This window comes from Arthrobacter sp. UYEF21 (genome assembly GCF_040546085.1).
Classification (GTDB): domain Bacteria; phylum Actinomycetota; class Actinomycetes; order Actinomycetales; family Micrococcaceae; genus Arthrobacter.
Map to the genome: position 1 here is coordinate 141,625 of NZ_JBEPNF010000002.1, position 13,302 is coordinate 154,926.

The following is a 13,302-nucleotide window of genomic DNA, read 5'->3' on the forward strand; positions in this document are numbered from 1 at the left end:
GCTGGTGTAGGAAGCCAGTTCCGCTCGCTGGAGGGCATTAAGCTCGGCCGCGATTTCGGAGTGATGGCACCAGCAATTCGGGACTCCCTCGTGGCGTTCTTCAGGCCGATTCCATCCCGTAGCACTGGCGGTATCGCTGACATCCTGTGCTTGATCCCTGCGCCGGAAGCGAGACCACCGGCACCAAGTAGCCCCTTCGCGAGCCATTCCCCAATCAGCTCAGTGGAGGGGCTTTTCGCGTGACAGAACGTAGAAGGAGCCAGGAAGGCGTCGCGAAAGGCACCTCAGGCCTTTCTTGGTGTCAGCCATGCGGCTTGCCCCGCAGAGATTGACGTACTTCAGTCCACGTATTCTGCGCTCAGGCTGACTGCGACTCAATTTCGCCCCAAGCCAGAGCGTGCGCAAGTAGAAGGCCGCGCAACCGCCGTTGTTCTTTTTTGTCCACGTGCTGAAAATCGACGAAGCAGTGCCCCGGCGCACGTTTCTCTCCCGCAGGAAGCGGGCATTCGCTGTCGTCTATGACGCGAAGCGTGGCTTTGACCACTTCATCAACGGTCACCTTGAACACACCCGTGGAGGCAGACCTCGCATTATCGTTGTGCCATGTGCGGCTGTCTTCGGGCGTGACCTTCGTGGAGCGCGAGTAGGATGCCTTACCCTGGTCCGCATCGCTTGGCCCAAAGGCGGCAGCGCGGGGGCGGCCCAGTTGGCCATCCCAGTGATGAGAGGGTATCTGTCGGAACAAATCTTCCTGTTCGTCTTCGAGCAATTCAGCCTCGCAAGACTCTAAGTCTACAAAATCAGTCACGAAAGAGCCTCCCCCACTCGTGCAATTACTTCTGATAGGTCTTCCGTCTCAAACTCAGTCGCATCACCGGAGGCCACGTCAAGATGAAACAAAAAATACTCAGGTTCGGGCGAAATTTCGAGAGTCACGACTCGTTGAGGAGAGCCCCACTCGACAATCACGCCGCCGTCTTCCCCGGGATAGATACCCGGTGCGATCTCAGTTTCCTGCGTGGCGCGCATGACCTCCCGCGCGGCATCTATTGCAGTAAAGGATATAAGAGGGCTCTTATCAAGCTCCGGATGCCAATTCTGAGCAAGGCTAGCGAGTTCCACTATTCTTCTCGACCAAGGCTCAGTCTCAATTTCCAGCAGTTCGACGTCGTCCACATTAAGAATCCGAAGCAGCATGTCACCTGCCCAGCTCATTCGGCCTGTGACCCGGATTAGAGGAGCTTGAGCGCTGGATTCTAGTACAGCTTTTAAGTCCTCCAGTCTTTCTGGTTCCTTGTACCGTCCGTGCACCTGTCCGAATAGCACGGTGTTGATTTCGAAGTTCTTGGCGTCGGCGTTGAGTGCAATTAGGCGGCCAGCCACCGTCGATGTGTACTTGCTCTTTTCCGGAGCTTCCTCTTTGGGCCCTTCCAAGTCAAACGCAAGTTGCTCGAAGATTGGGCGAAAAACGCTCGGCGCCGTCTCAGCGGTTATGCGAACTTCTTCGTGCTTTTCAGTACCATTCAGTACTAGCGAGTCGTCATTGCGTAGGCTTGAGCCGAAGTCTCGGAAGGCATCCAACGTCGCTAGGCTCGACAGCAGCCGCAGTTTGGACTGATTGGACGCTTCTTCATCCTCGGCATCGGCGTCACCGTCTTCGTCGGAACTTACTTCATCCGGCAGGCCATCATTCTCAGGCTCACGCTTGTCCTCGATTACTGAAGTCAATTCCAACTCAGACGCATTATCTTCCGGGCTGCCTTCAAGAGTCACACCAAAGTTACGATTCACAATGTCAGCAAAAAGCGCCTCGACATCGAGGCGTCCTGCATCGTAGAAATTGTCGTAGGCAGATGGCGCTTTTTCCATTAACGGAACAGCACTGCCATGCTCAATTTCAGTAACGGCCAAATCAAACTCACTGGAAAAGTCAGACGGGACTTCTTCTCCAGGATTTGCCTCACGCCATGCCTGCTTTGCAGCTTCAAGAATCAATTCCCTATAGCGCTGCAATTCGACTAACGCATCGATCGGCAGTCTTCCCCCACTGAATCGTGCGCCATCCAGTTTGAGCCTAGCGAAAACGCCTGGCACGCCTTCGGCTGGACTTGCGTCGATTTCATCTGCGCCGGTGGCGTCGTCGTCATCGTTCACTTGCTCAACCTACAGGAGGGGTCCGTCAAAAACGGCCACCCGGCGCCGAACTGTCATTATTCGTTACCAACGGGCGCTACACCTAAGCGACCATTGCACACGCTCCACAGTCAGGAGGATCCTGCCCATGAAACGCACCACGGGCCGCAGGTCGGTCTGTGATGAGAACCACTGCAGAGCTCGATGCCCGGCTTTCGAGCCCAACGTCTCACCACAGAGGATCCACTTTGGGCTCCGTTTGCCGTCATACCTCTTGGAATCCCGCCGGGCTATGCGTCGCCAACCTGATGGGCAGCCGCCTGCCACTCGACGAAGTCAGCATCATCGAGCCGCAGGATTCTAAATGCGGGGTCCTTGTGCGCTTGCAAGCCAACACAACCGGCAGTCCGGGTATGCATCCGCAGACGCTCGACGGCGTGTGGCAGCCGCTCGTGAAAGGCCAACGGCCCGAACCCGGGATCGTCGCTGGCGTAGGAAGCCAATTCTGCCCGCTGCAACGCATAGAGCTCAGCCACAATCTCGGGGTGCCGCCACCAGCAGTCGGGGACCACCGACGTGGTCAGCTGGTACGTGGCGACGAGCCATCTGACCCATACAGCCAAAGCGCTCCAAACGCTGCTGGCCTGAGCGGCCCTCATTTCCCGCCAGCGATGTGTCACACCTGTCGCGCGGCCGGGTGGCCGGAATGCGGAACGGAAGAGCTCTGCGGTCAGGTCGTCGTCCTCCGCTCCGGCCGACGGGATCTCAAAACGTTCCACGTCGTCATGGCTGGCCATCGGTCACCTCCTCGGTTGCCTGCTGCCGTAAGCGGTGGCCATCGGCCAATGCCCGTTCGAGCTCGAGCTTCGAGCGACCGAGCTCGGCAGCGTCTTTGCGTTTGTGCCATTCGCGCAGATCCAAGAGGATGGGGCGCGTGCGGCGCCCCAGCATGAGGGCTGTGCCAGCCGGCAGGCGCCTGATCTCATGCAGGGGCAGGACCGGGCTCTCCCTGATCTGTTCGCCGTCCTGGCGGCCTTGGGCGGACCAGGAACGGGTGTTCAGTGTCAGGCTCCGTTCCCCCATCAGTCCGGCAAGCGAACGTAGATCGCGCTCGTCAGAACCCCCGCCGAATATCACCTTAATGATGGCCGAATCCCAGATGGTCGCGGCCTCATCGATGGACCAACCCGTCCGGGCCTGGGACAGGGACTGCAGGACCACAAGGGTCGAAATGCCGATGCCACCACCGTCAGAGAGGGCGATTGGCAGGCCCGGCCACGGGGCCAGGTTGGCAATCTCGTCCAGGATCAGTGACAACGGTGGATCCAGCCGTCCTCCGGGCGCGATGAAGGCCATCTCGCGAGCGGCATTGTCGATGTCGTCGATCAACGCCGAGAGATAAGGCCCAGCGGCGGCTGCTCCGGCGCGGGTGCCGATTAGATACAGCGTGCCGCGGTCGCGGATGAATGCTTTTGGGTCGAACTCCACGGACTCATCCTCGGGGTCCAGCGCAGCGAGCACCCTCGGGGATGACAGCGGCGCGACAGCGGCCGAGACCCCAATCCACGAGTTGGATGTGTTCCTGGGGTCGTCCTCCAGGATTCCCATCAGATCGGCCTGCCATCCCAGTGCAGCCCCAGGCCGGCTGAGCACTTCGAGCGCCTCGCGGGCCAAGACGGGGCTCGACGACCAGCGGCGAAAGGCGCGGACACCTTCCCCAGACAGTGCCGCAGCGTGGAGGAGGCATTGCAGGATGATCAGCGAGCGCTTTTGCCAGGCGGCATTCTCGCCTTTCATCTCCGTGTCGGCGGTGATGACGAGGGCCCGGCGGGTTGCGATGTCAGGGTCCTGGCAGCCTCGCACCGGAGACCAGCGAAGCGTTGACGGGAGCCCGGACATGCCCTGCGGGTCGAACACAGTGACGGGTCTACCGCCACTGGCTCGTGCCGTCATCGTGACGACGAGGTTGTCGGCTCGGGTGGAGGTAGTTACGACTGCTCCGGGCGCATCGAGGATGGCATTGATGACTACGTATAGGCCCTTACCCGAGCGCGGGGAGCCCTGGATGACCATCGACTCCTCCGTGGAGACGTGGATCGTGACTCCGCGGGAGCGGCCCAGGGTCCACGCCACGTCCTGAATCCGGGGCTTGGCCAGGCCGGGCCGCGTGAATTTGCCACGCCTCCGGACGGCTCTGGCGCCGAAATCACTTAGGATTTCGGCACGCTGGGCAATCCCTTCACGTTTCAGGATGTCCTGGCGCAGCCACGCTCCCGATTGCTTCCACCGCCTCCAAAGCAGGTAACAGCCGACGGCGAGCGCCGTCACCATAAGCAGCACCGGACCGACCACCCACCAAATGGTGCCGGTCCCGACGTCGCAGCCCTGTGGTTGCCGGACGATCCAGTCGATCCGGCCGAGGAGGAGTCCGACGGCGGCGCCTGGGTTGAAGTGCGACGGCGGGCTGTCGCCGCACCGCCAGTGAGTCAGGACTTGGGCGGCTGCTTGGACAAGGAAGCTCAGACACACGCAGCTGGCCACCGCCATAAGCCCGGCTGTAACCAATGGACTGTCAGGACTTCGCCGATTCATGCCATGCCTCAGATCATTCGGTCGTCGGTGCCGAAGACTGCCAGTTCATCGGTGGTGACTCTGTTGGCCACGATGAATGACCGGTTTCCGACCTTCCAGAGTCCGACGCCTTTGGGAAGGTTCTCCACATGCTCACACTCGGCCTCCGTCAGCCCGAGTGCTTCTTTGGTCAGTCGCATGGCGTCGTGTTTTTGCCGGTAGATGATTCGGGTGTCGGCTTCGGTGAGCAGGCCGAGGGCCTTTTGGCGATGGCCGCTGGTGCTGTCGCCGATTTCGTTGAGGTCGGCGACTTTGTGCATGATCAGCAGGTTGGCGATGCCGTAGGTACGGGCAAGGCGCCATTGCTCGCTCATCTTGGCGAGCATGTACGGGTCGGCCAGCATGCGCCAGCCTTCGTCGTAGACCACCAGCCGTTTGCCGCCGTCGGGATTGGTGACTGCTGCTTCCAGCCACGTGGCGCCACACGCTGCCGCAAGCGATAGGGCCTGCTCCGACGCCCCGATCAGTGCGGAGGTGTCCATCACCATCATGGGCGCGTGGGCATCGAACGAGACGGTGGAAGGAGCGTCAAACATCCCCTCCAGATCGCCGGAGACGGTGCGGCGCAGGGAATGGCTGACTGCCTGTCCCCCGTCCTTGCCCACCAGCCCGATCGTTTCCTTGGACGGGTTCAGCAAGTGGTCCAGGGCCATAGGCAATGTGGGATTCGAGTTCTCGGCAACGGTCTCCATGAGAGCCATGTCCAGTGCCGTGTGTTCGACAGGGCTTAGCGGCATCCCTTGCCGCATCAGGGAGACCAGTGCCACCAACAGATAGCGGCGGCGTTGCCGAACCACGGCCTGCCATTGTGCCTCGCTCAGTGCGCTGGAGCGCGGTCCCGCGTCGAGTGGGTTGACGCGAGCGGAACGACCCGGGCCAACTGAAATGACCTTGCCACCCACCGCATTGGCGACGGCGACCCACTCCCCCTTGGGGTCGGACGCGACGGCAGCCTTCCGCCCCAGTGTGATCGACCGAGCCACCAGGGATTTTCCGCACATGGACTTACCAGTCCCAACGGTGCCGATAACCACTATTGAAGGACCGCTGATGACGCCCTTGTCATAGAGAATCCACGGATCATAGGCAAACGCGCCAGAGCCGAACACGTCAGTGCCAATGTATGTTCCTTCATGGCCCAGGCCTGACTCGGTAATGAAAGGGTAGGCAGCGGCAAAGGTCATGGTGGACGCGCGGTGTGGTGCCGGGCGCAAACGGTGTGGGCCACGCAGGGAGTTGGGTTCGCGGCTCCCCCAGTCGCCGAGTTCGTTCCTGTCGAGTGCAGAATCTGCCCTCCCTCTCAAGGCGTGGAGCGCGACCTCCCACGGTTGGCTGTCTCCGGCGGCTGAGCGCCGGCGTCGTTCCTTCCGCTCCTGTCTGGTTCCACCGGTCGGCACGAACTGAACCGATTGACGTGCTCGTGTCATCGAAGCCCCCTCCCGAACGGAAGCGCGCCAGCGACGAATGCGGCCCACTGCTGCCCGGCTAGCAGCCGCAGTTCGACGAAGGCTCCTGCCGCAGCCGATTCCAGTTCCTGCCTATGCCGGGCCAAATCTTCAAGGGTGGACGCCGTGATGGTCACGTAGGCAGCCGGACGGACGTCGCCGTGACCGGCGACGATCTCTTCCTCCCGCTGGGCAACTTCTTCCTCCTCGGCCCGTTGCTCCCGGGTGAGTGGCCTGTCGAAGCGTGTGTTGATGCGTCGCCTGGTTTCGTGGGCTTCCTGGGCGGATCGGATGTCCCGCAGTGCCTCAGTTGTGGGTACGGCCCGGATCACCTCGGTCACCGTGTGGCGAAAATCGCCGACATAGATCAGCGGATGCAAGAATCCAGGGAAGACTTTCTGCCTGGGCCACTCGGCGATCCAGAAGGTTTGATGAAAGCCCGTGTCCGTGCGCAGATAGGTCCAGTGCTCCTCGACTGCCATGGGTCCCGCCGGGAGGCTCTGAACCTTGGGGTCGCCGTCGTTCTGGTGGTCAGGCGCCGAAACGGCGTCCGGAACAGCGGCGGGATCGAAGGCACCACGGACGACGTCGAGGATGCCCGCCTCGGGAAGCCACTCCTCCACCCTGACATTGTGAGTGCCCAGCGCGGTGGTCATGGCCTCGACTTCCAGCCGCAGGACACGTTCGACGCCGACCAGTCCCCCGCCGCTCTCTCTGATACGGCGTCGGGCCTTGGCGGTGTCCACAACAAGGGTGAGCAAGAGGTCATGGCTCATCGCCGAGCCGGCTGCGGAGATCAGGTCCTCGTAGGCTCGCTGTCCCCAGGTGAGTTCCCCATCGCGGTCCGCGTTCGTGACTGTCCGGTCATAGAAGTTGCGCAGAGCTGACGAGGGATACGGGACCGTGTAATCCTGCACTGCGATTCTCGCAACGCTGCTGCGCTGAGCCAAACCTGCCTGCACTCGAGACCATGACTGCACAGCCCACGCCTTGTCGTCAGAGTCCAACAGGGCGAATGATCTTGTGCTGCACCGCAACACGGCGATGGCTTCCCTGCCGCGGGCGTCCACGATGAACGCCTCGCCGCTGGACGTCCGGCGCACCTCCAGGTTCCCCAATCCGCCGGGCAGCGCCAGCCGCCCGGCCAGGGCAGCCCGTTCAGGCCTCACGAGAAAGCGGGTCTGTTTCGTGGCTAGCCTGACGAAGAACAGGACAGCGTGGCTGGCCCAGACCGGGTAGGGAATCCGTGAGTACTGCAGTAACCCGAGGAGTAGCAGCGTCAGCCACATCGGTCCCGAGGCGAAAAGGCCGGCAGGGCCGCTGACCGCCGATGCCGTGCTGGCCACCAGGACACCGCCAGCGAGGAAGAGCAATTGGTACCACTTCAGACCCATGAACAAGCCGCGTCGCTCATACCTGGGAAAATTGACGGCTTCGAGGGCCCGGGAGTTCTCAGACACGGGAATCACCATCCTTGGGTGGCTGGACGATTGGTTGCCGCGGCTTCAGCGGCCGCACTGGCGGCGCCGCTGCAGGAACGGCTTTGGGATCTGTTGCGGACTGGGGCGACGGCGGCCGTGCGGGCTCGAGGTTCGCGCCGGTCATCGGTCCGCTTGGCGACGTGCGCGCATTCGGTCGTGTTGTCTCGTGCTCTTTCCGCGCATGCGGCGACATGGGGCCGGAAGGCGACGGCCCGGCGTCGAGCATCACAGCGGTGCCTCCACCGCCGGAAGTCTGCGACGGCGTCGGGCCTGTCCCGATCCCGGGCAGCGGTACACGGGGCGGCAGCGTCGTAGTGGGAAATACCGGCCTGCTGGACTGGATGGGGCGGTTCATGGCTGAGCGGCTGGCCAACGCAGCGAGCGTGAAGCGGCCGCCCGTCTGCCGACTGATCTGCCGGGCGGCGAAGCCAGAGCTCCGGGAAAGCACGTGGCCGCCACCTGCAGTCTGCGCGGCTGCCGCCAGCTCGCCACCGGCAAAGCTCACAAGGCGCAGCGCCATCATGGGCGCGGCGCACGCCAGAGCCATCCCGACCGTCCCAGCCGCCAAACCGGCGAACGACTTCGACTCGGCAAATAGTTTTATGGCCACCGCGAGCACTGTCGCGGCCAGCGGCTTGGCCAAGAGCAGTGCGACCACGATCTCTGTCCACCGGCGCGTCATTGATTTCGTCTTCTCCCACGGCATCAGCATCAGCGCGACCGGGGCGACGGCGGCCAGCACGATGAGCGCGAACGACCGGAAGATCATCGAGCACATCAAAATGAACGCCAGAGCCCAGACCACGATGACGGCCATGGCGGTGACGACGACGGCCCCAGCCGCGCCGCCAGTGGACCCGGGAGCCAGTGCCACGACGTTCCACTCCCGCCCAGAGCCGGCCGGAGCTTTCTCGAAACCGAAGAGCCGCATAAACAGCACGTAGGGGTCCGTTCCCAGTGAGCCGAGTAGCGCCGTCGACGCCGCATCGCTGACTTTGGTGAGCTGGCGGACCAGGTAGACGGCGCCCGCGACCATGGGGATAGCGGCGGCGCCGCCCGCGAGCGCCCGCACCAGGCGGCGGGGTTGCTGACTGATGAGGGCGGAGAGCAGTTGGAGGATCATCACGATGATGAGCGGCGTGAGCATGACTACGACCCACCAATTCGTCAGCCCTTCGATGGCCGTCCACTGAGAATCATCTACATTGGAGACACTGAATGCGCCCGTGATGAACGACCAGATCCAGGCGGCGACATTCTGCAGAATGTTCGCGAAGAACGACGTGATGGAACTTTGAACACCGTCGTTGGCCTGGGACACGAGACCACACCCGGGCGGCCACCATCCATTCAGATCACACTGAACCGGCACGACAGGCCTAGAATCCGAGGTTAAACGCCGTCTGGGACCAGAGGATATAGCCGTTGATGCCACCGAGGATCGCGGCGACGGGGCCGGTCCAGAGCAGGATCATACCGCCACCAGACGCCAACCGCGAGGATTGGCTCAGCTTCCCCGCCAGAAGCATGGCCGCCCCGACGATTGCGACAATGGCGATCACTATGAACGCGCCGACCAGGATGCCGCCGCCGATCTGCTTCAGCGATTCAAGAAAGGGAAAGCTCGCGTTGGGGGTGATTCCGGGGTCTACAGCTGCCATCAACATTGGGCGCTCCATCTGTCGTTTCCACGGGCGTGAGGGGTGTTCGGGTTCACGACTTCATGGAGGTGGCGGGATGGGGCAACATGACCTGCCGGGATGCTTTACAAGTAGAGGCTCTCTGCCGGATCTACGATCAGGGGAGGTCTACAGGGTCGAACGGGCACATCGCCGAGTTGCGCTTTGTCCCCTTACCGAGGAATTGGCGATCATCGGCGGCGCAATGGTCAGTCCATATAGAGGCTAAGGTCCAGTCGTTTTCCGGACTACGCCCCTAACCTGCATTTCCGGGTAACCATGAGGACGGAACCGGCGAATCGTCGCTGACCGGGCCCATGCACCGGGCACACTGAAAAGCAGGTCGGCCTTTGAGGACGAAGGAAGAGTAGTGAGGTCCCTCATTGTCACAGCTGTAGCAATCATTCATCGAGTAGAGGTTGCCGTCTTCGTCCAGTCTGATCGTCATTCCCCGATGGTAGGCCAAGCCCTGCGATGCGCCGAAAAGCGCCCAAGAAGGCTCATGCAGCGGGGCCCTGACACAGGCGGCAGGCTGCGCCGTGGGCGATCAGAGTACGGCGTCAGTTATCAGCGGTTTCCAGGTCGTCGATTGCCCCAAGATACCCGAGCTGCCGTATCAAGTCGCCAAGCTGCGCTAAATCGTCAGGCAATGCAACCATGGTCTTCGCTGCGTGCCGAACGGCGTCAATATTGATCTTGGCCCTATATTCACGTCGAAGGAAATCTTTGAACGGCTCGCCGAGCCGTTTTCGAGCCCTGAATGCGGCCTTGTACGTCTGCCAATCGCCGTCTTCCAAGCCGAAATGACTCGGCGCCAAGTAATCGAGGATGTCTGCCTGCCCAAGCCCAAAGGGAGTGATTCGGCTGAGCCTGCCAACTCGAATAGCGCGTCTGCCAAGCTCAGCCAAGGCGCGTTCTTCCTTCGTTGCCGAATTCGATTCGAGTTCCGATATGGTTCGCTCAGCTAGCCGGGAATCTTTAGCTTGAAAAGCATTAACAGCTCGCTGCCAGATCGGCAGTACCCGCTCCTGGATGACATTGTCGAAGACCACCACAATAGGCGCCTCCAGAGCGTCGAACAGAAACTGCATATCGGGTAGTGCAGCGGCGTGATCCGTCCCGCGCATCACGAAAACCCTAGCTCCGGACGCGTGCAAGTCCTCCGATAGACATTGCTCCAACACAATTTGGTCATGGGTGCCCTCCACAACGAGGGCGACCCTCGTCATCGCGAGAAGATCACTGGGCGCGACACCAAGGCGCTTGGATTCTTCATCGAGGCTGAGATGACCGACATCCAGGTCGGACACCGCAGTCCCGCCGAGTCCAGTCAGAGTCAGATGAAGTAGGTGAGACCCTAGACGCGGATCCAAAAACGCGGGCGAGTGAGTCGCGCCGACGACAGCGACGTCATCGAATTCTGCTACGAGTCGGTGAAGCCCGAGGGAGATTCGAGACTCGAGCTGCCTGTGCAGCCCTTGCTCCGGTTCGTCCACGACGACCAAACGGGGCTTGTTACGGTCAGACTTGCTGAGGTATAGGCTCAACGCGAACCGGACCCACTTTTGTTGGCTGAACGAGAGATCGTCCAACAGCATTTTTGTTGCCTGGTCATGACGAGCGACGGCAACCCACCGCGGCGGTTTGCCAGCGAACCAGTCCGACGGACTCCGAGTGTCGAATTTCAGCCAGAATGGAAAGTCAGCCAAAACATCCAGGATCCGGTTCGTTTCTGTCTCCGCCAGGGCGACGGCCTGCTGAACACTTTCTGCCAGCACCATTTCAGATCCCGCTGTGGCCTCCACGATCGGGGCTTTCCACTGGCTTCTGGAAACCAGTGACAGCGTCTTCTTCTGGATCACGTCCAGTGGCAGCGAGTTGACGAATACTTGGGCAGGACCTCTTGAAATGGATCCGATTGCAGCCAAGGGCACTGGGACGTTGGGCGGCCAAGTTTCCAGCGGTGAGGCCCCGGTGGACGAGTAAACCGGTCGGCCATCCCCCCGGAGAATTTCGAACGGCTCGGTGTACCACTCATCTGCCTGTGCCAACTTAAAGGGCAACCGCTGAAAGGAAGACTGCTCATCGAGCGAGGTGCCCTCAAGCATCGCACGCCTAGCTTCGCTGAGGGCGGCGCCATACATCGCAAGCTCCTGTATGTCATCGGCGCCCAAGATCGCCGACAAATAAACGGTCCATCGGCCCGATCCGGAGGTCCCTGAGGGCATGAGAGAAAGGTGGAATCCTTGGCTCGTTCTGAGCTCGGGATACTCGATCAAGGCCAAGGCGTCGTCGAGGTCAAGTGCTTCCCAGAGATTGACTCTTTCAAGGAGTGCCGTTTGGAACTCCTCGCGATGAACGTCGTCCGTTTGAAGTTCTTTTGGAACGTCGAGCAACTCGTAGAGTGCGGACACAAAGACGTCGTCGCCAGTCGGCGGTCGAACTTCAACAGAGGTGTGGATTAGAGACCGCGGCCACGATCCGTTTTTGGGCTGGCCGGCCCCTTCAAGTGCTTTGGTGAGCTGATCAAGGAGTCGAGTCTTCCCGGTGCCGTTCTTTCCGTACAAGAAGGTTGACCCAGGTCGTACATCAAGATGGATACCGGACAACGGTTCAGGCCCGAAAATTGAAGCACCGAGAATTTGGTAACCACTGGCATCAAGAGGCATATCTACTCCCCAAATTTAGGCAATGAATCAGCACATCGTAGTTTGATCCCAGCGCGAACGGACCTATCCTAGCTGAGTCTTCGCTAGGAAAGGCTCGTCACGGATCGCACCGTGGCGCCCCTTCGTAACCAGCGTTCTCGGCAACCCAAAGTTCTCTGCACGACAAGCTGAAAACCGTCGGACCCGTCGCCATCGTGGCCACTCTCGTAAGTTACGTTCTTAGCTCAAGAGATCAAAGTACGCCGTGTCCGAATTCCAAGCTATGGGATGCAGCAGCGTCCCCACCGAAGGATTGAGCGCACTCCACATCATGCCGTCCCCGGCAAAGATGCCAACGTGTCCCCAGTTGTTCGGCCCTTTGGCGTTCTGGACGACCAGGTCTCCTGGCTGGGGATTGTCAGTTCTCACGCCGACGCGCCATTGCTCGACTCGAGGGAGATTGATGCCGGCCTGCCGATAAATCCACTGCACGTAGCCGGAGCAGTCCCATGCTTTGAAGGCGGTCCCACCCCATACGTACGCGCCACCGACACCTTCATTGGTAAACCGCAGGATGTCGTTGCGGATCTGGCTCAGATTTGCGGGTTCTGGGACCACCGGCACGCTAGGCGTTTCACCGCACGGCGCCAGCGCAGCCCCGTCGTCGAGCGCGTCTACAATCGCAGCGGCTTGACCCTCCCAGCGCTCATACAGTTCCGGGAACGCGGACACTTGGACCGCTTGGGCAGCTTGGCCTTTGGTCATCGCCTGCCAGTCACGGATATCCAGCAGCCCCCGTGGACTCCCGCGGTTTGGGCCAGTGGGCCCGCCGTAGAAAGCCCGCACGTTGTACGCGGAATCCATCAGTTGAGCAACGCTCCCCCAGCCTGCCGCTGGCCGCTGCTGGGCACTTCCCAGAGAATCGTGGTCTCTGCCGACACCGTCATTCGGGTAACTAAGCGAATCGGGCACGTTCGCGTTGGCCAGGACCCTCAAGCTGGATTCCTGCAAGGCCACCATGATCGCAATGACCTGGCCATCCCGAGGTATTCCCAACTGCTTTCCGATTGAAACGTAGTCCTCCGCCACAGCCGCTTGTCGGGCGGTCAGATTCAGGCTTGGCTGGCTACCATCGCGGACAATCGCAGCGGGTGCCCTGGCGACAGGCGAAGTACCCAAGGACGCTGGTGAGCAGACAGACGCCGCATTCGCTGAATTGGCCCCGAGCACCGCGACCGCGGCGCAGAACGCAAGGGCACCCGCCAGAAACAGCGCTGAGACCGCT

General features: G+C 61.2%; 10 protein-coding genes. All 10 read right to left on the minus strand.

Translation table 11 applies throughout. The features are described 5' to 3' along the window. Positions 1-358 precede the first annotated feature (358 nt). The 10 genes from ABIB27_RS03880 to ABIB27_RS03925 all read right to left on the minus strand — a co-directional run bounded on the left by ABIB27_RS03880 (position 359) and on the right by ABIB27_RS03925 (position 13,106). Complete coding sequence (locus ABIB27_RS03880) at positions 359-808, minus strand: hypothetical protein (RefSeq protein ID WP_354253527.1); 450 nt, start codon at positions 806-808, stop codon at positions 359-361. Then, complete coding sequence (locus tag ABIB27_RS03885) at positions 805-2,154, minus strand: hypothetical protein (protein ID WP_354253528.1); 1,350 nt, start codon at positions 2,152-2,154, stop codon at positions 805-807. The genes ABIB27_RS03880 and ABIB27_RS03885 overlap by 4 nt, the downstream gene beginning before the upstream one ends. A 269-nt stretch (positions 2,155-2,423) precedes the next feature. Continuing rightward, the gene (locus ABIB27_RS03890; protein WP_354253529.1) at positions 2,424-2,930 is read right to left on the minus strand and encodes a hypothetical protein; all 507 of its coding nucleotides are present in this window, start codon (positions 2,928-2,930) and stop codon (positions 2,424-2,426) included. After that, positions 2,917-4,680 (minus strand): type IV secretory system conjugative DNA transfer family protein, encoded by a 1,764-nt coding sequence (locus ABIB27_RS03895; RefSeq protein ID WP_354253530.1) that lies wholly within the window; start codon positions 4,678-4,680, stop codon positions 2,917-2,919. Before ABIB27_RS03895 ends, ABIB27_RS03890 begins: the two co-directional genes overlap by 14 nt. 53 nt (positions 4,681-4,733) lie before the next feature. Further along, positions 4,734-5,948, minus strand: a complete 1,215-nt coding sequence (locus ABIB27_RS03900; RefSeq protein WP_354253531.1) for a putative type IV secretion/conjugal transfer ATPase — start codon at positions 5,946-5,948, stop codon at positions 4,734-4,736. 239 nt (positions 5,949-6,187) lie between these two features. Further along, a complete protein-coding gene (locus ABIB27_RS03905) occupies positions 6,188-7,669 on the minus strand; it encodes an SCO6880 family protein (RefSeq protein ID WP_354253532.1) in 1,482 nt (493 codons plus the stop codon). Further along, positions 7,662-9,011: a hypothetical protein gene (locus ABIB27_RS03910; protein WP_354253533.1), complete on the minus strand. Its 1,350-nt coding sequence runs from the start codon at positions 9,009-9,011 to the stop codon at positions 7,662-7,664. Before ABIB27_RS03910 ends, ABIB27_RS03905 begins: the two co-directional genes overlap by 8 nt. A gap of 58 nt (positions 9,012-9,069) precedes the next feature. Further along, positions 9,070-9,357, minus strand: a complete 288-nt coding sequence (locus tag ABIB27_RS03915; RefSeq protein ID WP_190989882.1) for a hypothetical protein — start codon at positions 9,355-9,357, stop codon at positions 9,070-9,072. A gap of 572 nt (positions 9,358-9,929) precedes the next feature. After that, positions 9,930-12,038 (minus strand): AAA family ATPase, encoded by a 2,109-nt coding sequence (locus ABIB27_RS03920; RefSeq protein ID WP_354253534.1) that lies wholly within the window; start codon positions 12,036-12,038, stop codon positions 9,930-9,932. Between the two features lie 219 nt (positions 12,039-12,257). Next, complete coding sequence (locus ABIB27_RS03925; RefSeq protein WP_354253535.1) at positions 12,258-13,106, minus strand: C40 family peptidase; 849 nt, start codon at positions 13,104-13,106, stop codon at positions 12,258-12,260. Between the last annotated feature and the right edge of the window lie 196 nt (positions 13,107-13,302).